This window comes from Dorea sp. AF24-7LB (assembly GCF_003478575.1).
GTDB classification, from domain to species: Bacteria; Bacillota; Clostridia; order Lachnospirales; family Lachnospiraceae; genus Dorea_D; species Dorea_D hominis.
Genome location: NZ_QUFR01000009.1, coordinates 105,773 through 125,632, shown reverse-complemented (window position 1 = coordinate 125,632; position 19,860 = coordinate 105,773). Strand labels below are relative to the sequence as shown.

The following is a 19,860-nucleotide window of genomic DNA, read 5'->3' as shown; positions in this document are numbered from 1 at the left end:
AAGGTGATAGGTAAAGGATGAAGAATATTTCTTGTATGCAGTTTTGAAGGTATATAAAAGTAAGGAGATCAACGATTGTTGGTCTTTTTTTGTTATGGCGAGGAGGAAATTGTCTGCTCGATTACAAATCTCTTATTCAAATCTCAAACTATGATAGGGATAAGTTATAGAAAGAAATTATAGAAATCAACAACTTATCCGTATTTGTGAGCATGCTTGATCATATTAAAATATAAGAAAGATTTAGGCAGAATGAAAGGAGATTACGAGAGTATTGAGGAAGATATGAAAAAGATATTAGCTGAGTCACAGATTTACGAAATCCTATCTGTAGTGGAAGAAATACCGGAAGGAAAGGTAGCATCCTATGGACAGATCGCCGCTCTGATCGGACGGGAAAAGAATGCAAGACTGGTTGGAAAAGTGCTAAGCGAGGCGGGGGATTACGGAGATTATCCGTGTCACAGAGTGGTAAACCATGCATGAAGGACAGCTCCGGGCTGGCATATGCAGAGAGCTTCTGAAAGAAGAAGGTGTTATTTTCAAGGAAAATGGATACGTAGACATGCGGAAATGTAAGTGGAATCTGGAAGAGTAAAAAGCTTCAGTGTAAGCGCATCCGAATTCTGTAAAACTTGCAGTTTTTGGGAAAATAGGTTATAATACATAAATTGGTTCGATAACAAGAGATTTTAAAAGGATGAATTTTATGAAAAGAAGTAGAAAACAACATATGCGATGTGGAGTTGCATTAGCATGTGCATTAATGACTGCCGTACCGAGTATACCGGTACAGGCTTCAGAAGTTAACAATCTTGAAAATAAGACAAGTAATCTTAAAAATCAGTTGGATGGACTGAACCAGGATTTGGTAGCGATCAGTGATAAGATATCAGCTACACAGAAGAAGATCTATCAGTCGGATAATGAAGTGTACAGACTGGAAGCATCATTGAAGATTTCTTATAACAATGAAGAGAAGCAGTATGAGAACATGAAGACTCGTATTAAGTATATGTATGAGAATGGTTCTTCTACTATGCTTACGTTACTTCTGAAAGCTGACAGTATGGCTGATTTCCTTAATAAAGCCGATTTCATAGAGAATGTCACAGAGTATGACCGTAATATGCTCGAGAACATGGTTAAGGTGCGTAAGGGAATCGAAGAGCAGGAAAAAGATTTGAAGAAACAGCAACAGGAACTGTCAGATCTCAAGAGTCAGATGGACAGCGAAGAACAGCAGTTAAAAAACAAAGCAGATGCGACATCGACGGATCTGAATGATTTTAATAAGAAGCTTAAGGCCGCACGTGCGGAGCAGGCAAGACAGGAAGAACTTAAGAAGAAGCAGACACAGCAGACAAAGACTGCGAAGAAGTCTACTTCAAAGAAATCCAGCACGAAAAAACACAATAAAAAACCTTCGTCTAATAACAGCGGTAATACCGGAGGAAATACGACAGGCGGTTCCGGAGTTCGTCATGGCAATTATATTATCCCATCCGGCGGTCTGACGCCGCAGAAGGGGCGTATAACGTACAATGGACACACAGAGACATATTATTCCCAGCGTGTTCTTCCAGGCGGTGGATTAGGCATTCCTGGACGTCATATTGCAAGTGACGGAACGATTCGTGACTCAGGCAATTATATTGTTTTAGCAAGTGATGATTATCCGAAAGGAACGGTTGTACAAACGTCTCTGGGACCTGGTAAAGTATACGATACTGGAAGTGGAAGAGGAAACATCGATCTTTATACAGACTGGTAAATGAAATAACGACGGAGAAAAGGACTGTTGCACACTAAAGTGCGATGGTTCTTTTTTACATATATTGAACAGGAGGCTAATCATTAGTTGATCAGCCTCCTGTTTAATAACGAAACAATATCAAAAATTAGATATTCAGTATATTAGAGAGAAGTTTATCGATGCTGACGAGTTTTACACTAAGAGTAAAGATCTCGCATGCAGTTTTTAATTCTTCTACTGTCGGATAAGACGGAGCAATACGGATATTGCTGTCTTTCGGATCTTTTCCATAAGGGAAAGTTGCACCGGCATTTGTCATGACCAGACCTGCTTCTTTTGCCTTGGCAACGATAGCTTTGGCACATCCTTCCATAGAATCAAAGGAAATGAAGTAACCGCCACGTGGAGCCATCCAGCTTCCAATTCCAAGACCGGATAATTCGCGGTCAAGAGAAGACAAAACCATGTCAAATTTTGGCCTAAGGATATCTGCATGGCGTTTCATATGCTGAACCATACCATGGATATCTTTAAAATATCTTGCATGTCTTAATTGGTTAAGCTTGTCATGACCGATTGTCTGGATACGCATCTGCTTACGGATGTCTTCGAGGTTTGCATCCGATGCGGCAATAGCACCGATACCGGAACCTGGAAAGCTGATCTTGGAAGTAGAAGAGAACTTGTAAACCATATCCGGGTTGCCCTCTTTCTTACACTCCATCAGAATCTCAATCAGGTAATCCTGCTTATCTTCATATAAATGATGGATTCCGTATGCATTATCCCAGAAAATACGGAAATCTTCAGCAGCCGGTTTTAATGCTGCAAAACGGTGTACTGTTACATCTGAATATGTGATACCCTGCGGGTTGGAGTATTTGGGTACACACCAGATACCCTTTACGGCAGGATCATTATTTACATATTTTTCAACAAGATCCATATCAGGACCGGTTGGAGTCATTGGGATATTGATCATTTCGATTCCAAAATATTCCGTGATAGCAAAATGTCTGTCGTATCCAGGAACCGGACAGAGGAATTTTACTTTATCAAGTTTGCACCATGGTGTACTGCCCATTACGCCATGTGTCATGGAACGTGCAATGGTATCATACATAATATTCAGGCTGGAATTACCAAAGATAACAATATTGTCTTTTGGTACTTCCATCATATCAGCAAGAAGCTGTTTGGCTTCTTTAATTCCATCCAAAACACCGTAGTTACGGCAATCAACACCTTCTTCACAGACAAGATCAGATTCACTTGTCAGAACATCCATCATTTCCATGGAAAGATTTAACTGTTCGGTGGAAGGTTTTCCTCTGGACATGTCAAGATTTAATCCTTTTGCTTTGATTGCTTCAAATTGTGCGTCGAGATCGGATTTTATTTCTAATAACTCTTCTTTTGATAATTCTTCATATGGTATCATTGTCATGCCCTCCGTTATAATTTTTGTAGACTTTTATTATTTTACCATATTTTGACGTTTCGTCAATGCGTTCTTGCAAAAAATAAAAAGAAATGTTGAATTTTCGTAGAAATAAAAAAGAAAATTGAAACATTTTCTGCTCTATTATTCAAAAAATAAAGCGAAAACGATATGATAAAGGTGTTGCGGAATATGTAGAAATAAATGAAAAGACTGTCAGGGAAAAAATAAAACAGGAAAGTGATATGCTCCCTTCTAGGTAGACAAGTGAAATAATAAAAACTTGTCACTTAGGAGGGAGCATATTTTATGTCTAAAAGAAAAGTATCTGTTGAGGATAAGATATATGCTGTAAATCTATATCTGGATGGAAAAGAAAGCCAACGGCGAATTGCCGATATGTTTGATGTAAGTCTCGCATCTGTCCAACAATGGATTCGAAACTATGAATCTATGAATCTATGAGGGCAAATGCATTCACATTGAAAGGGAATAAAAAATATTCCAAAGAATTGAAACAACAAGCAGTCTTAGATTATTTAGCAGGCTACACCTCTATATAACGAAACGCTTAAAGGCTGTTTTACAGTGGGGGAAAGAAAAATATAAAAAAATTGATGATTAATGGTGAGCTTGTGATAGAATGGAAAAAAGAGAAGGGTTCATTATTCAATGTGAAGGTTTGGATGAAGCTACTCGTGAAAAAGAGTACACCATGCTATGGAAACAAATATAGAAATCGGGAATTGGAGGCTATTGAAAATGACTGAAAGAGAAAAAATGCTAAGTGGGGAGTTATACGATCCAACAGATAAAGAATTGAAGCAATTACGCCTGAATGCACGTAAATTAGCAAGAAAATACAATTCGACAGATGAAGATCAGCCAGAAGAGCAAGCACAGATATTGCAAGAATTATTGCCAACAACAGAGGAGCTTCCGTATTTGCAGGCACCTGTTTATTTTGATTACGGATGCAATACTTTCTTTGGAAAACTCAGTTCTGCTAATTTTAATTTTACATGTTTAGATGTATGTGAAATACATATAGGCGATAATGTGATGATTGGCTCAAATGTTACATTGGCAACTCCTATGCATCCATTATTACCTGAAGAACGCAATATCAGAAAGAGAGAAGATGGTAGTTTTTATAATCTAGAATATGCGAAACCAATAACTATAAAAGATAATTGTTGGCTGGCATCTAATATAGTTGTTTGCGGTGGTGTCACCATAGGAGAAGGGTGCGTAATTGGTGCAGGAAGCGTTGTAACAAGAGATATTCCTCCTTATAGTCTGGCAGCTGGAAATCCATGCCGGGTTATTCGCAAGATAACTGAGAAAGATTATATGCCAGATGGAATTAAAAAGAATTGAACAATTCCAGTTGCGTGTCCAGCTAAGGATGTGTAGTCAATTTCACATCAAAATAAGGATATTTATCTCCATCATTCACACACAAACAGTTATGCAACTGTTGATGATAAAGTCGATAAAGTGATGAAAAATAGTCTAAAGGAAAACACATGTATCTTATTTCTATTTATTTTGACGAGAAAACAAATAAAATATTGCAGCGGTATATAGACAGAATTGCAGAAAAATCAGGCAATTATTTTATGATTGAGAATAAAGTACCGCCACATATGACAATTGCTTCGATTGAGGCGAGAAACGTGAATGTTTTGAAGCCGGCATTTGAAGATTTGAATGGAAAATTGTGTGCAGGGAACATGAAGGTTGTTTCGATTGGACAGCTGTTTCCGTATGTACTGTATGCAATGCCTGTGATGAATCAGAAGCTGTTTGATCTGTCTGGGGAAATATATAAAGCATTTTGTGATATTCCCGAGACAACGTTGAGTGAATATTATAAGCCTTTTTCATGGTTGCCACATATAACTCTTGGAAAAACATTGGATAAAGTGCAGATGCAGAAGGCATTTCAGACGATGCAGGAAAAATTCATACCATTTACAGCACGATTTGGAGAGATTGGTTTGGCAAAAGTAAATCCACATGAAGATGTAGCTAAGTTTACATTATTATAAAAACTATTTCACAATTGAAAAATCTTGACTTCACAGCTGTAAAGGATAATAAAAGTTCAAGAGGGTCCGGAATAATTCCAGGCCCTCTTGAATATTAATGAAACGAATTAAAAGCTCTGTTCTTTCATGAGTGAAAGTCTGTATACACGTCTGCCGGTTTCTTCATAATGTTGATCTAAAAGAGCACAGGCTGCCTGGAGGTCGCTGCTTCGGATGGCTTCCAACAAGCTTTGGTGTGTCCATACTGCAGCACCTCCGTTATGAGAGGTGCGTGAATCCGGAGTGTTTGGTTCTAAGCATTTAGCATTCTGAAGCGTTTCAGCATCTCCGTTTAACTGTCCAAAGTGATTAGCATTTTGAACCGAGAGAAACATGGCACCATTCAGGGGGCTTAGAAGCTCCCACATTTTGGTCAATCGATCAAGCTGAGCAGAGCGAATGATCTGTTGGTGAAATATCTCATCTGCGTGAACGGCCTTCATGGTATTACCTTCGAGAACAGCCTTTCGAAATTCGTCAATGCTGGCTTCCATTATCAGGAGACTATAATCACTAAGTCGACAGTTGCTTTTTTGAATTGCCAGTTTTTCGAGGCTGCCGCGTAAAAAGAAAACTTCATACGCATCTTGTGGAGAAAGCAGTGCGACTGTACATCCTTTGTTAGGACAGTAATCGACTAAACCTTCAACGGCAAGCTGTCGCAGTGCTTCGCGTACAGGACCTCGGCTGAGCCCGAATTTCTGGGCAATTTCAGCCTCTACCAGTTTTTCCTGAGGCTGAAGGGTTCCGTTAATAATCTGCTCCCGCAGAGATTTAAGAACAATTTCTGATGTAGTTGTGTTTGATGCTTTTCGTTGTTCCTGCATATTTACCTCATCTAATTTTCAGAATAATCCATTAAAACTTGCGCAACATACTGCATATCAGAAGGTGTGAAGCGTTGATCGCAAGGAACGGATACAATGTGGTCATAAATGTATTGTTCTGATGAATCTGGCAGTGGATGAACCAGCGGTCCCACTGGCCAGTAGACAGTCGAGCGAATCTGGTGATCTGTCAGGTATTGCTGAAATCTCTCACGATTTTCGGCATATAGGCAGAAATGGCTTGGAACAGTAGCCTCTGGAAGTTCAGGAAAGACTACTTGCACACCATGAAGAGGTGCGGTAAGAGCGTCTAAAAGTGCAGCGTAGTTTTCACGTCTTGTCTTGCAAATGGAATCAAAGTCAGCATGGCGAAGGAGATATTCTGAATTATCATCTCCGGCAAAACTGTCAAATATCTGACGAAGTCGCAGCTCGCCTTCCCAGAAAACATCGCCGTCTCCTGTCTCGTAGTATTCTTTTCGCTGTTTAAGATGTGTTGCTTCTACTGGCAGAAGAGGAGTCTCAAAGGTTCCGTTTCGTTTAACGGCGAATCCACCGCAATCAACCCCCATCCATTTTCGGAAGCTTCCGGCAAAATAATCACAGAGAGGATCGATACCGTCAGCTGAGAGCATGGAATGAGTTACATCTTCAAAAATTACAACTCCTTTTTCTTTGCAGGCTTTAACGAAGTCGTGATCATAGTTGCAGAAGCCATAGTAGCCGCAAAGAGATAAAACACTGATTTCATCGATAACAGAAGTATCGAAAATGCTGTGCAAATCTTTGTCCAGCTCATAAAATTTCAGCTGATATCCAGCTTTTTCAAAAGGAGCAAGGACTGTCTCACAGGTATACAAAGGCACATATGCTACTTTACGCGTATCGTGACGTGCAATCTCCTGTAAACAATAATAGATACCGCATCGTCCAGACATGGTAAATGCCAGATCATCATTAGGTGAGCAGATACGTGAAAAGTATCCGTTTTCGATAGGTTTGCTTGGTTCATAGTTGAATAAACCGCCAATTTTTCGCATGTTTTGTTTCCTCCTTACTAATAGAAAAGTTATACGGGTGTCTTTTGTCCGTTATCTAAAACTAATTACAATTATAGTGGATTGTTAACAAAAGCGAAAGTATTATTTTTTTGCAAGAAAATACATGAAAAGTCACGCAATAACATTATTAACAATTATTGTTTCGGAAAATTAGTACAAAAGCATAAAAAAGCATGTTATGCTTTTGCGAAAAGTTTTGAAAATACTGTTTAGAGAAAAAAATATGGTGAAAATCAACAAAAATACTGACATTTTTTCGTTGTTAACATCAATTCAAAATTGTTGACAATCCTATTTGCCTAAACTATACTTATTTTATCAAGAGCGGCTCGAAAATTATAGGCGTATCTGTTTGGAAATTACGAAATGGGGATAATAACGGACACTACAGCCTGGATAAAGTTAAAGTAGCACAGTAACGAATGGATGTCGGACTGTCCGGTTTCCGGATAGTCCGATTTTCAGAAGAGAATAATTATTATATGTGAAAGGAAAGAAAACTATGAGACTTACAGATTTGACTTGGCCGAAAGCCCAAGAATATTTTGAAAAAAATGATATGGTACTTATTTCTATCGGTAGTATTGAGTGTCACGGTCGTCACATGCCACTTGGAACCGATACACTGATTCCGGATCATTTGTTAGAGAAAATTGAGAAGAAGAGTGATGTTTTGATTGCTCCGACTATTCCATACGGTTCCTGTCAGAGTTTAGCTCCGTATCCGGGCACAATTGATATTGACGGCGAGGTACTCTATCAGTTTTGCCGTCAGATTTTCTTGAGTCTGTATCGTCACGGCGCAAGAAAATTCGTTTTCCTGAACGGCCACGGCGGAAACGTTAAGATGATTGATCGCCTTGGCATGGAATTCGAAGATAAAGGCTGTCTGGTTGCTATGCTTAACTGGTGGCTGATGGCATGGGATATGAACCCAGCATGGAAAGGCGGCCATGGCGGCGGTGAGGAAACAGCTGCAATTCTTGGAATTGATCCATCTTTAGTTGATAAGAGTGAAATCGGTGGGGAACTTAAGTTTAAGCACCTGACTGATAATCTGAAGACAACCGGTTTCCGTTCTGTTGAGTTCAAGGGAGTTAGCGTTGATATTGTACGTCATACTCCGAACGTAACAGACAGTGGCTGGATCGGACCGGATCATCCGAGCACGGCTACAGAAGAGTGGGGCAAGGAGATGCTTGAGACTACAGCAAACTATATTGTTGATTTCATGGAAGAATTCAAGAAAGTAGAACTTTCATAAAGGGGTATTAAAATGGATAAAAAAACGACGCTGGAAATGATTGCAGCAATTTCAAATGCAAACGGTACATCCGGTTTCGAAGATGAAGTGGTTGCAGCGATTCGTCCTTACGCAGAAGGACTTGGAGAAATTAAAGAAGATCGCATGCGCAATCTGTATATCCGCCGCAAAGAAAATAATGGCAAACGTCCGGTTGTTCAGCTTGACGCACATAGTGATGAGGTTGGTTTTATGGTGCAGGCTATCTGCCCGAATGGAACACTTCGCATTATTCAGGTCGGAGGATGGGTTAACCACAATATTCCGGCTCATAAAGTCCTGGTTCGCAACCGATTCGGAGAATATATTCCGGGTCTTACTGCCAGCAAGCCTCCGCATTTCATGACAGAGCAGGAGCGTAAAGCGCCTCTTGAGATGAAAGATATTACGGTGGATGTTGGCGCTGTTTCTAAAGAAGAGGCGGTTGAAAAGTTCGGCATTCGTATCGGTGAACCGGTAGTGCCGGATGTGACATTTACATATTCAGAAACCACAGATCTGATGGTGGGCAAGAGCTTTGACTGTCGTCTGGGATGTGCGGCAATTCTTAAGACCATGCATACCCTGGCCGGTGAGGATCTGAATGTGGATATTGTTGGTGCTTGCGCAGCACAGGAAGAAGTTGGTGTACGTGGTGCCACTGTGACAGCACAGGTGATTAAGCCGGATATTGCAATTGTTTTTGAAGGATGCCCGGCAGATGATACTTGTGTTGAAGAGTATATGGTTCAGACAGCTATCAAGCGCGGACCGATGCTTCGTCACATTGATTCCCGTATGATCACGAATCCGCGTTATCAAAGATATGCGTTGGATTTGGCAGAAAAGCTTGGTATTCCGGTTCAGGATTCAGTTCGTAGTGCTGGTTCAACCAATGGTGCAGCTATACATTTGACCGAAAAAGCAGTTCCGGTTATCGTTATCGGAGTTCCGGTTCGCTATGCACATACGCATTATGGAATTTCAGCTTATGCCGACTTTGATAATGCTGTTAAGCTGGCATGCGAAATTCTTAAAAGATTTGACGAAGAACAGATTATGAGTTTTTAAAAATCTATAATGTGTACTACATATAATATGTAAAAGAAATTCTGGATTTTATGCAGGAGCTGAGATAAACAGAAACTGCATAAAATCCTTTTTTATTTAGTGAAAGAAATGATGTCACAATCTGAAGTCTATGTGTTTGAAGTGGATAAAATGATACAAGGATAAGTTGCTGTCGATATTATCAGAAATCATAAGACAACAAGAAAAGTAATATCAAAAATAGTGGAAAAATCGTTCATAAAACGATATAATATATGGACGAAACTGGAGGTGAGAAAGATAACTATGGAAGAAGAGATTCGCAATACAAAACAAAAAAGAATTTCTATTGCGTTGACAATTGTTTCGATATTTGTTGAAATAATTGCCTGTTTAATATGGCTGGCACCGGTTGCAGGGTTTTTCATATACCCATTTGTAAGTGGATTCGCGGTAGCATTAAACATTATCAGTCTTATTATATCAAGAAAAAATAAAGTAATAGTGATAATCAATGGATTGATCAGTATTGTATTAGTTGGATTGATTGCTTATGACTTGATTTGTTGCTTGAGATTTTTCATAGGATTTTGACAGAGTGCTAAATTATTAGAAACAATGCAACATATGCAGGACTAAAAGGGGATGGCATGACTTTGGACAAAGCATAAGAGCGAGAAACAGAAATGTGGAATCAGATTTTCAAAGAATGTACCGGATTTTGGCCGTGGTACCGGAGATATTTCATTTCAATATTTGCAGTATCAGCCTACACATAAAATATTGGGGATTGATGCCTCAAAAGTCGGTATTCAATTTGCAACGGAAACGGCAAGATTGAGTGATTATAAAACAGCAGCTTTTGAGTATCCCTGGCAGGAGGGAATGAATCGCCTGTTCGTTTACCAAAGCCTGTAAAAGTGTGTATTTGAGAGGAAGAAAATGATGAGAAAAGTAATTGGTGTTATGCCACTGTATGATAGAGAAAAGAAATGTTATTGGATACAGCCGGATTATCTGGAAATGTTGGAAGCAGAAAATGCGATACCTATGTTACTTCCTTTAACAAGTAACCATAATGAGTTAGATTATTTCCTTGAAATATGCGGTGGATTCTTATTAACCGGAGGACCGGATGTGGCGCCTTCTATTTATAAAGAGGAGCAAAAACCATGGTGTGGAACTTTGTGTGAGGCACGAGATGAAATGGAACAGTATATTTTAAAGAAAGCAGTCGAAAAAGACCGTTCTGTTTTAGGTGTCTGCCGTGGTATACAGCTAATGAATGTCTGTTACGGGGGAACTTTGTATCAAGACCTGAAGTCGGAATATGATAGTGATCTCGACCATCGTATACAACCGTCATACAATGAAATGATACATTTTAATACAATACAAAAAGATACCCCGCTTTATGATCTTTTAGGTAAAGAGCAAATGAAAGTGAACAGCTACCATCATCAGGCAGTTAAAAAATTATCGCCTCAATTTAAGCAAATGGCAATTTCAGAAGACGGCTTGATCGAGAGCATTTATATGCCGGATCGTAAATATGTAGTTGGTGTTCAGTGGCATCCTGAATTTTTATATCAGAAAGATGAAAACAACCGAAAGATTATATGCTCTTTTGTTGATTCAATATAGATGAGAAGTAGAATTTTATAGAAAAATCTTGACTTTACAGTTGTAAAGAAGTAGAAGAACAACGTGTTTGACGGCTTACCAGGAGGCAGGCCGTCATTTTATTGATAATGAAGAGTATGGTCTTTCCCATGTAGTGTGCCCGGGAAGCTGCAGCAGATATGAGTTTGCAAGAACGATCCTGAGTCTTACAGGAAAGACAGGAGAACTGGAATGGAATTGTATCCGGTTGTAAAGGAAGACGCTGCACGCCCGACTTATTCCGTTTTGGATAATATGATGCTCCGTCTCACAGGTATCGAGGAACCGCAAGATTAGAAAACAGCTTTGAAAGAATATCTGGATGAGACAGGAGGAATGGAATAATGACGAAAAATACTGCAGAAAAAACAAAGAAGAAACTTGGTATATCAAAAATCAGTTGACAAACAGAAAAGACACAGATAGAATGAAACTAACTGGAAGCGAGGAAGCTATGGCAGAGATGCTGTAGCTTTTTTATTTAAATAAGAAAGGTTGAGAGAATATGGAACTGAAAGCATTTGAGTATGAATTACCGGTACATTTGATTTTCGGAGCAGGAAAAGCAGAGTGCATTGGAAAAGAAGTAAAAAAATACGGAAAAAAAGTGTTGATCGTAACCGGACGTGGGAGTACAAAGCGTTCCGGATTACTGGATCGCGTAGAAAAAATGTTGGAGGCAGAAGGCCTGGAGCATTTGCTATTTGATGAGGTGGAACCAAACCCACTTGCATCTACGGCAGAAAAAGGAGCACAGATTGCACGTGAAAATGGCTGTGAAGTAGTACTTGGCCTGGGCGGTGGAAGTATTATGGACTGTTCGAAATCCATCGCATTTGCAGCAGTAAATGAAGGAAAAATATTTGATTATATTTATGGAAAAAAGACTGGTAAAGGAGCACTGCCGTTGATTCTTGTACCGACGACCTGCGGAACCGGAAGTGAAGGAAACTGTTTTGCAGTGCTGACAGATGATGAGACGAAGGACAAAAAGTCTTTGCGGGATTATTCTGTGATTGCCAAAGCATCTATTATTGATCCGGAACTGATGATGACAATGCCGAAGAAAGTTCTGGCATCGGTTGGCTTTGATGCGCTCTGCCATTGTATGGAAGCATATTTAAGCAAAGCATGTGCGTCGGTAACGGAATTATTTGCAAAAGAAGGAATCCGATTGATCGGTGAAAATCTGGTCAAAGCGTATGAAAATTATGAAGATAAAGATGCGTGGGGCGCGATTTCACTGGCAAGTACTTATGGCGGAATGGTGATCAATCAGGCAGGAGTTGCGGCACCTCATGGTCTGGAACATCCGGCAAGCGGGCTTAGAAATATTACACATGGAAGAGGACTTGCGGCGTTGACACCGGTTATTTATAAGAAGAGTATTCCGGCAGCACCGGAAAAATTTGCTGAAATTGCAAGACTTCTCGGCGGGAAAGATGAAAATGAACTGATTGATATTTTAGAGCAGTTATTGGAAACGCTGGAACTTAAAACATCTCTGGGCAACGAAGGTGTAAAAATGGAAGATGTAGACTGGATGACAGAGAATGCATTCAAGGTATCTCTTGCAAGCATTAATAATCACCCGAGAGTATTTACAAAAGAAGAAGTGCGGGAGATTTATATAGAAGCGATGTAATGCTGCCAGAGACAGTTTGTGGAAGCATGAAGTGAGTAAGAACCTGAGAGTATTATATTAAGTAAAGAATTATAATAAGGCGGTGGTATAGAATTGGACATCTATAGCACCGCCTTGTTTCATCGCTATGATTAAATTTAATGACGATTCATCGTCTGAAAAACTAAAACAGCAGATGAGGGACATAGAGTAATTTATATCTAAACTTTGTTTTTTGCATCCTTGCAGACAAGGATGTGATCCAGAATATGAAAAGCAACCTCTTCCTTGCTCATGATCGGAAGCTCTATAGTGGTATCTTTCGTCAGGATTGTCACGATATTCGTATCTGTTTCAAAACCGGCGCCGGCTTCTTTTAAGTTGTTAGCAATTACCATATCTAAATGTTTCTTATCCAGTTTCTTTCTGGAATTTTCAATCATGTTCTGCGTTTCCATAGAAAAGCCACATAAAAACTGCCCCGGTTTTTTGTGATCGCCGAGGTATTTTAAAATGTCATCGGTGCGTTCCAGTTCAATAGAAAGCTGTCCGTCTGCTTTTTTTGTCTTTTCAGAAGCAACAATAGCAGGACGGTAATCAGCGACAGCGGCAGCTTTGATGATGAGATCCATGTCGGCACTTCTCTCGGTGACTGCTTCGTACATATCACATGCAGTTACGACAGGAATCGTTTCAACAAAAAGCGGAGGAGTCAGGGATGTTTTTCCGGTTACGAGAGTGACATCCGCACCACGTAGCATACAGGCTCTGGCAAGATTATAGCCCATTTTCCCGGAAGAATGATTGGTAATATAACGGACTGGATCAATTGCCTCCTGGGTAGGTCCGGCTGTGATCAGTACTTTCATGCCTGTCATATCTTTTTCGCATGCACATGTTCTGTAAATATATTGAAGCAAAGTATCCGGTTCCGGCATTTTTCCGGCTCCGGTGTCACCACAGGCGAGACGTCCGCTTGCCGGTGTGATGACTTCCATTCCATAAGACTGCAGGCGTTTCAGATTATCCTGTGTGATTGGATTCTCATACATGGCGGTATTCATTGCCGGAGCAATCAGTTTTGGCGCTTTGCTTGCGAGAATCGTTGTTGTCAGCATATCATCAGCAAGACCGTGTGCCAGTTTTGCAATGACGTTTGCAGTTGCAGGGGCAACCATGATGACATCTGCCATCTGTGCAAGAGATACGTGTTCTACTTTAAATTCAAAATTGCGGTCGAAAGTATCAATGATACATTTGTGCCCGGTCAGAGTTTCAAATGTGACAGGTGTAATAAAATTTGTTGCATTTTCAGTCATGATCACATGGACATCTGCGCCGTTTTTTACAAGACTGCTTGCAAGAGTTGCAGTTTTGTATGCGGCAATGCCACCTGTTACGCCAAGTAAGACATGTTTATCTTTTAAGTTCATAAAAAACCTCTTTCTATTCTGATATTTTCTGATATTCTAATGTTCACTATATCGTTTTTTTCAGAATCTTGCAAGTGGATGACTTTCCTGTGGTATGAAATGCTTCATAATATGAAAGACAAACTTATACTAAACGCTAAATAATTTATAACATTTAGCGAAAACGATTGTTAAAATAATTGCAAAGATGACGATTTTCTTCTTTCATTCTGGCGGTGGTGTGACAATCAATGGTGGAGAAGTGCTTTTACGGGCAGATTTTGCACAGAAGATTCTGAAGTCCTGCATAGAACAGAGAATTAAAGAGAATCTGATTCGTTTAAATAAAGAATTTAAAGAAGATATCCATATAAGAATTTCGACGATTCTGACAGTAAATTTATCTGAAAAAAATATGAAAGAAATTCCTTCCGAAAATCTATCATAAAGCAAAGATTGTAGAATTATAAAGTACGTGAAATTATACAAGAAAATCCTTGTGCTATCGTGTCTGGGATGATACAATAACGAGCGTAATTGTATTGTATCCTGCAAGGCAGGAATGATAACAAGGAGGAATTGAATAATGAAAACAAAGAAACACGACACAAAGTGGATGGTAAGTGTTGCACTTATGGCAGCAATTGTAATCGTACTGGCGAACACACCGCTTGGGATGATCCAGCTTCCGATTATTAAGGCGACAACGGTACACATCCCGGTAATTCTCGGAGCAATTTTACTTGGACCGGCAGCAGGAGCAATTCTTGGCGGCGTATTTGGTATTTGCTCTCTGATCAGCAACACGATGGCTCCAACATTGTTATCCTTTGCATTCTCACCATTTATGAGCACAACAGGACTTACTGGTGTAGTAAAGGCAATCTGGATATCTGTAGGATGCAGAATTTTGATCGGAGTAGCTGCAGGATGGCTCTGGATTTTGTTTGAGAAGATTAAGATGAATGCAGTTATTGCACTTCCAATTGTTGGATTTGCAGGATCAATGGTGAATACAATCTGTGTGATGGGAAGTATTTATCTCTTGTTTGCAAAGCAGTATGCAGAAGCAAAAGATGTTGCGGTCAGTGCAGTATGGGGCCTTGTCATGGGAACCGTAACAGCATCCGGAATCCCGGAAGCGATTGCAGCAGCAGTGCTTGTACTCGCAATTGGAAAAGTCCTGCTCAGTGTATTCAAGAAGATGGATATCGGAATAGGACGTGCAGAAGTGGCAAAATAAATATAATACAGAATATAATTATAAGGCGGCAGATTTTTCTGTCGCCTTATTTATGCGATAGGAAATCATGCCTTCTAAATAAAGGGATATAAAAATTAAATGAAAAAATTTAGAAAAAGTATTGACATATAGTGCTAATCTGTGGTATAAATGTCTAGTGTCAATCACACAGACAAGCACATAGGGGATTGGTCAAGTGGTATGATAGGGGTCTCCAAAACCTTTGGCGGGAGTTCGATTCTCTCATCCCCTGCTCCTTAAGAATCTGAAAGTTAAGACTTTCAGATTCTTTTTGTTTTATAGAAGTTAACCCGGATCCTTCCGAAGCATTATGCGAAGATATGGTTTTGATACTGATGGGAACGAACAAAGTACCAGAAGAAATCTAAGAAAAATGAAAATGATTTCCAAATTATATTGACAAGATTAAATGCTGTGATAAAATGAAAACGATTTCCAAATTGAAGGGGAGAGATCGAAATGGCAAAAGCCAGATACAAGACAAAACAGATGACAGAGTTAGTTAATTATTTGAAATCTATACAAGGACAGCATGTTACTGTACAGGAAATTTTGTGTTAATAGCTGTAGTTTCTCTGTTTCCGGCATACTGTTGGATTTTGCTTACGTTCTCCTTGGTAAGCCAGAAGGTCAGGATGAATGATTGAATAAAACGTTTCTGGAAAATAGGATGGTATAAAAAGATACCGTCTTGTTTTTGTATGCTTTTTTAGAAAATATGCAAAATAACGGAGGGCTTTATTCATAAAAAAGCAAGAACATGGAACTGACCATGCTCCTTGATAATGGTGTGGATTTACACAGCTATCAACCGACAACAGCAGATCTTGCAAAAGTATCAGATTGTGATCTGTTCATCTATGTAGGAGGAGAGTCTGCTGCATGGGTAGACGGTGCACTGAAAGAAGCTTTGCAGTAGGAGGTTCCGATATGCAGACAGCTATACAAAAAGATTTTCCGAACAGGAAAGAAATAGTCAGGATGAATACCCCAAAGATGAGACAGAGATAGAGGTAACTGGTACATTCGAAACATATAAAGAATTCGAAGATGATATGTTGTATGGTCATCTTGTAAATTTAAAATTACAGATAAAATGAGAAAAGAAAAGAAAAAAATGAAACTGATTGCAAAGAAAATAAAAGAATACATAAAGAAAAGTAAAAGAGCAAAGCTATATGGAATATTCGGAATGATATATCTGATTATGGTTATATTTGTTATGAATGATGCCTGGTTGTATCAGACGCCGATTGCAAAACTGACAAAAGTTGAGACAAGCAAGGTGGGAGAGAATAAGAGCACCCGCGGAACACATGAGATCAAATATAAGCAAAAGATTCGGGGTGTCGTGCTGAATGGGAAAAATAAAGGAGAAGTTGTTGACTTTTCCAATGAATACACAGATACAGGAATGTTGAAACAGAAATATCACAAAGGCGATAAAGTACTGTTGAGTGGATCTTACAGTAATGTGGGTTCCGGTATTCAAGGAAAGAAAAGGGATGCTGAACTTGTCATATTATTGGGACTTTTGATATTTATATTGATGACCATTGCGGGAAAGAAAGGCATACTCACTATCGTGACGGTGGGAATCAACATCATAATATTTGCAATCGGATTTCTAAGTAGTAGTGATGAGGCAGACGTGGTAGCAATCTGTAATAAAATGGTAATTTTCTTTGCAGTTTTTACATTGGTTGGTTTAAACGGAATCCATAGAAAAACATGGGCAGCGCTAGTGTCAACATTGCTCGTACTGGCGATGATCATGGGAGTATTTGACGTTGTGATTCGTCATGTTGATGAGTTAGATTATTCTACGATGGAATATTTGGGAAGCATTGATACTCCAGACAAGATTTTTCATGCGGAGATTTTGTTGTCTGGACTTGGAGCAATTATGGATGTTGCAGTGGCAATTGCAGCGGCGCTGAGTGAACTTGTTACGAAGAAGCCGGAAGTTACATTCCGGGAGTTGTTTCGGTCCGGAAGAGAGATTGGATATGACATTATGGGAACAATGATTAATGTGTTGCTTTTTGTATTTGGATGTGGTTTGATTCCGATGTGTCTGATCAGAATGAATAACAGTGTTCGGCTTATGACGATTATCAGATTGCATATACCTTGCGAATTATGTAGATTCTTTGTAGAGAGTATTGGAATTGTATTGGCAATACCTGTATCCATTCTGATCACATCTGTGATGATGAAATTAACAGTGAGGAAGGTGAAGAAGACATGTTGATAATACTTGGTTTGCTGTTACTGTTCTTGATTGTCGTTATTGGTGGAGACAGAGGGGTTGTATCCATTATTTCATTGTGTGGAAATATGCTGTTTCTAAGTTTGGCAATCTGGCTCATGGCCGCGGGTGCACCGGTGCTTCTGGTTACAGTCGGAGCAGCTGTCATTATTTCCTGCATAACGTTATTTTATCAAAATGGCACAAATGTCAAGACAAAGAGTGCATTTATAGCAACATTACTGACAATGACAGTTCTATTTGTTTTTATCTATATAATAGTATGGAGCAGCGAAACGGGAGGGCTGAATGAGATTCAGGCGGCAGAAGAGGATGTGTTGTATTATAATATGGATCTTGATATCAATATGCGTAATGTTGCAATAGCTGTGATTATACTCAGTACATTAGGAGCTGTGCTTGATATGGCGCTTACTGTGACAACTTCTGTATATGAAATCAGCATTCATAAACCGGATATGAGTATTGTGGAAATTATAGAAAGTGGAATACAGATTGGAAGAGAAGTAATCGGAACAACAGTGAATACATTACTATTTGCTTATCTTGGAGAATCTTTATTGCTATTTTCGTATTTGAAGATGCGGAATTATACGCTGGAAACATTATTGAATTCAAAAATACTGTTTCAAAATTGTGTATCTATGATATTTGGTGCGATTGCATGCGTTATCGTGATGCCGATGGCGGCATTATTGATAGGCAAACAAAGCAGAAAAGCCTGAAAATAGATAAAAGACATTCGAATTATTTGACAAGGTATTCCTACTTTTGGTATCATGGTGACTGATTCATGTATCAATTTAGTCATGTGAAGTCCACAAAAGAAAAAGCAGGAGTGAGAAATATGAGAAACGTGGTGGAGATTCTGGATGAATTGCAGACAAGGGCAGGGAAGGATCCGGATTTGCGAAAACAGCTTCTTGGGACGCGCCTGGAATCCGATCCGGTGAGTGCTTTTTGCAGAACTTGCCGTGGGATGGGATACGAGCTATATGAGATGGAGCTGATTGCCAGTGGTGAAGAATTTCACGCGGCAATGAAACGCAGCACGAATGGCGGTGGTGAGAATTCCCCGATGCTGACAGCAGAAGATGACTTCTATGAATTATTTTTCTCTAGCCTGGAAAGCCTTGATGGAGCTAAGACTGAAGATACAGAGAAAAACTAAAGAATAGAGGAGAAATAAAAAATGTGGTTTTGGCTTGCATTGATTGCACTTCTTTGCTGGAGTGGCTCAGATCTTTTTTCGAAGATTGGCTGCCGTAATGGTAATGAAAAGTACAATCATTTAAAAATGGTAATTGCTGTTGGTGTAGTTATGGGTATCCATGCGGCGATTGAGATATTTGTTCAGGGAGTAGAGATTAACCTTCATGTAATCTGGACATATTTACCGGTATCTTTATTATATATCGGTTCTATGACACTGGGATATCTGGGACTGCAGTACATTGAATTGTCCATCTCTTCACCAATCTGTAATGCATCCGGCGCACTTGTAGCAGTAACAACGCTGGTAACCGGACAGTTTGATACAGAGCATAAGGCAATACTGATTGCAGTTATTCTTGTATGCGTCGGAGTAATCGGCCTGGGTGTTGTTGAGTCCAAAGAGGATGATGAGCTTCGCAAGAAGCGTCAGGAAGCAGGAAATTATCAATATGCGAAGAGTTGGCTGGCTCTGGCACTGCCGCTTGCATATTGCCTTTTGGATGCAGCAGGGACATATGCAGATAACCGTGTTCTTGAGACACTGAATGAAAGCAGTGCAAATGTAGCATATGAGCTGACATTCTTCATCGCAGCTGTTGTCTGCTTCATTTATGTGATTGTGATCAAGAAAGATCATTTTACATTGAAATTAGAAGTTCCAAAGTATACAGGAGCTATTTGTGAAACAGCAGGACAGTTGGCTTACATTTTTGCAATTGCAGACAGTAAGCATCTTACAATGAGCGCGCCGATGATCTCATCTTATTGCGTTGTGTCGGTTTTGTGGAGCCGTATCTTCCTAAAGGAGAAGCTTTCATGGAAGCATTATTTGATGATCCTGTTTGTCGCAATCGGTATTGTGATCATGGGAGTATATGACGTATAAGATTATTAGATTGCA

The 19,860-nt window shown here is 39.5% G+C and carries 21 protein-coding genes, 1 tRNA gene and 2 pseudogenes; 20 read left to right on the top strand and 4 right to left on the bottom strand.

The features are described from left to right. Positions 1 to 285 precede the first annotated feature (285 nt). Positions 286 to 486, top strand: a complete 201-nt coding sequence (locus DWY31_RS14385) for an MGMT family protein (RefSeq protein WP_330422639.1) — start codon at positions 286 to 288, stop codon at positions 484 to 486. Between the two features lie 223 nt (positions 487 to 709). Next, a complete protein-coding gene (locus DWY31_RS10225; RefSeq protein ID WP_118520427.1) occupies positions 710 to 1,774 on the top strand; it encodes a coiled-coil domain-containing protein in 1,065 nt (354 codons plus the stop codon). Positions 1,775 to 1,901: 127 nt separating this feature from the next. Here the strand turns inward: DWY31_RS10225 and DWY31_RS10220 are convergent, their stop codons facing one another. Continuing rightward, complete coding sequence (locus DWY31_RS10220) at positions 1,902 to 3,197, bottom strand: aminotransferase (RefSeq protein WP_118520417.1); 1,296 nt, start codon at positions 3,195 to 3,197, stop codon at positions 1,902 to 1,904. A 309-nt stretch (positions 3,198 to 3,506) separates the two neighbouring features. On the opposite strand from DWY31_RS10220, the gene DWY31_RS10215 reads away from it, so the two are divergent. From DWY31_RS10215 to DWY31_RS10200, 4 genes and pseudogenes are all read left to right on the top strand, one after another. After that, positions 3,507 to 3,662 (top strand): helix-turn-helix domain-containing protein, encoded by a 156-nt coding sequence (locus tag DWY31_RS10215; protein ID WP_118520415.1) that lies wholly within the window; start codon positions 3,507 to 3,509, stop codon positions 3,660 to 3,662. Between the two features lie 184 nt (positions 3,663 to 3,846). Then, positions 3,847 to 3,933 (top strand): annotated as a pseudogene (locus tag DWY31_RS14535) (GNAT family N-acetyltransferase); the annotation flags it as partial. A gap of 26 nt (positions 3,934 to 3,959) precedes the next feature. After that, positions 3,960 to 4,577, top strand: a complete 618-nt coding sequence (locus DWY31_RS10205) for a sugar O-acetyltransferase (protein ID WP_118520413.1) — start codon at positions 3,960 to 3,962, stop codon at positions 4,575 to 4,577. A gap of 242 nt (positions 4,578 to 4,819) precedes the next feature. Continuing rightward, positions 4,820 to 5,251 carry a 2'-5' RNA ligase family protein gene (locus DWY31_RS10200; RefSeq protein ID WP_243060540.1) on the top strand — a complete coding sequence of 144 codons (432 nt, stop codon included), beginning with the start codon at positions 4,820 to 4,822 and terminating at the stop codon, positions 5,249 to 5,251. Positions 5,252 to 5,358: 107 nt separating this feature from the next. Here the strand turns inward: DWY31_RS10200 and DWY31_RS10195 are convergent, their stop codons facing one another. Both DWY31_RS10195 and DWY31_RS10190 read right to left on the bottom strand, forming a co-directional pair. Further along, positions 5,359 to 6,117, bottom strand: a complete 759-nt coding sequence (locus DWY31_RS10195) for a GntR family transcriptional regulator (protein ID WP_118520409.1) — start codon at positions 6,115 to 6,117, stop codon at positions 5,359 to 5,361. 11 nt (positions 6,118 to 6,128) lie between these two features. Further along, positions 6,129 to 7,157: a DegT/DnrJ/EryC1/StrS aminotransferase gene (locus DWY31_RS10190; RefSeq protein WP_118520407.1), complete on the bottom strand. Its 1,029-nt coding sequence runs from the start codon at positions 7,155 to 7,157 to the stop codon at positions 6,129 to 6,131. Between the two features lie 523 nt (positions 7,158 to 7,680). Between DWY31_RS10190 and DWY31_RS10185 the strand changes: the two genes are divergently transcribed. The 7 genes from DWY31_RS10185 (at position 7,681) to DWY31_RS10155 (ending at position 12,817) form a co-directional block, all read left to right on the top strand. Continuing rightward, positions 7,681 to 8,442, top strand: a complete 762-nt coding sequence (locus tag DWY31_RS10185; protein ID WP_118520405.1) for a creatininase family protein — start codon at positions 7,681 to 7,683, stop codon at positions 8,440 to 8,442. A gap of 12 nt (positions 8,443 to 8,454) precedes the next feature. After that, complete coding sequence (locus DWY31_RS10180; protein ID WP_118520403.1) at positions 8,455 to 9,531, top strand: M42 family metallopeptidase; 1,077 nt, start codon at positions 8,455 to 8,457, stop codon at positions 9,529 to 9,531. 285 nt (positions 9,532 to 9,816) lie between these two features. Beyond that, on the top strand, positions 9,817 to 10,104 hold the full coding sequence (locus tag DWY31_RS10170; protein WP_118520401.1) for a hypothetical protein: 288 nt from the start codon (positions 9,817 to 9,819) through the stop codon (positions 10,102 to 10,104). A 162-nt stretch (positions 10,105 to 10,266) separates the two neighbouring features. Continuing rightward, a complete protein-coding gene (locus tag DWY31_RS14530; protein ID WP_243060538.1) occupies positions 10,267 to 10,428 on the top strand; it encodes a hypothetical protein in 162 nt (53 codons plus the stop codon). Positions 10,429 to 10,452: 24 nt separating this feature from the next. Then, a complete protein-coding gene (locus DWY31_RS10160; RefSeq protein ID WP_243060536.1) occupies positions 10,453 to 11,154 on the top strand; it encodes a gamma-glutamyl-gamma-aminobutyrate hydrolase family protein in 702 nt (233 codons plus the stop codon). 67 nt (positions 11,155 to 11,221) lie between these two features. Next, positions 11,222 to 11,386, top strand: a complete 165-nt coding sequence (locus tag DWY31_RS13950; protein WP_158575511.1) for a hypothetical protein — start codon at positions 11,222 to 11,224, stop codon at positions 11,384 to 11,386. 291 nt (positions 11,387 to 11,677) lie between these two features. After that, positions 11,678 to 12,817 (top strand): iron-containing alcohol dehydrogenase, encoded by a 1,140-nt coding sequence (locus DWY31_RS10155; protein ID WP_118520395.1) that lies wholly within the window; start codon positions 11,678 to 11,680, stop codon positions 12,815 to 12,817. A 200-nt stretch (positions 12,818 to 13,017) separates the two neighbouring features. On the opposite strand, the gene coaBC is transcribed toward DWY31_RS10155, so the two are convergent. Next, the gene (gene coaBC / locus DWY31_RS10150; RefSeq protein ID WP_118520393.1) at positions 13,018 to 14,229 is read right to left on the bottom strand and encodes a bifunctional phosphopantothenoylcysteine decarboxylase/phosphopantothenate--cysteine ligase CoaBC; all 1,212 of its coding nucleotides are present in this window, start codon (positions 14,227 to 14,229) and stop codon (positions 13,018 to 13,020) included. A 565-nt stretch (positions 14,230 to 14,794) separates the two neighbouring features. Here coaBC and DWY31_RS10140 point away from each other — a divergent pair. The 7 genes and pseudogenes from DWY31_RS10140 (at position 14,795) to DWY31_RS10100 (ending at position 19,845) form a co-directional block, all read left to right on the top strand. Then, positions 14,795 to 15,451, top strand: a complete 657-nt coding sequence (locus tag DWY31_RS10140; RefSeq protein WP_118520389.1) for an ECF transporter S component — start codon at positions 14,795 to 14,797, stop codon at positions 15,449 to 15,451. Positions 15,452 to 15,633: 182 nt separating this feature from the next. Then, a tRNA-Trp gene (locus tag DWY31_RS10135) sits at positions 15,634 to 15,704 on the top strand. Between the two features lie 525 nt (positions 15,705 to 16,229). After that, positions 16,230 to 16,382: pseudogene (locus tag DWY31_RS10120) on the top strand (metal ABC transporter solute-binding protein, Zn/Mn family); the annotation flags it as partial. 207 nt (positions 16,383 to 16,589) lie between these two features. Next, entirely contained in the window at positions 16,590 to 17,726 is a 1,137-nt protein-coding gene (locus DWY31_RS10115) for a YibE/F family protein (protein ID WP_021860029.1), read from the top strand. After that, a complete protein-coding gene (locus tag DWY31_RS10110) occupies positions 17,720 to 18,469 on the top strand; it encodes a YibE/F family protein (RefSeq protein ID WP_021860028.1) in 750 nt (249 codons plus the stop codon). The genes DWY31_RS10115 and DWY31_RS10110 overlap by 7 nt, the downstream gene beginning before the upstream one ends. A 122-nt stretch (positions 18,470 to 18,591) precedes the next feature. Then, the gene (locus tag DWY31_RS10105) at positions 18,592 to 18,915 is read left to right on the top strand and encodes a hypothetical protein (protein WP_118288645.1); all 324 of its coding nucleotides are present in this window, start codon (positions 18,592 to 18,594) and stop codon (positions 18,913 to 18,915) included. A 21-nt stretch (positions 18,916 to 18,936) separates the two neighbouring features. Further along, positions 18,937 to 19,845 (top strand): EamA family transporter, encoded by a 909-nt coding sequence (locus DWY31_RS10100; RefSeq protein ID WP_118520385.1) that lies wholly within the window; start codon positions 18,937 to 18,939, stop codon positions 19,843 to 19,845. Positions 19,846 to 19,860 lie beyond the last annotated feature (15 nt).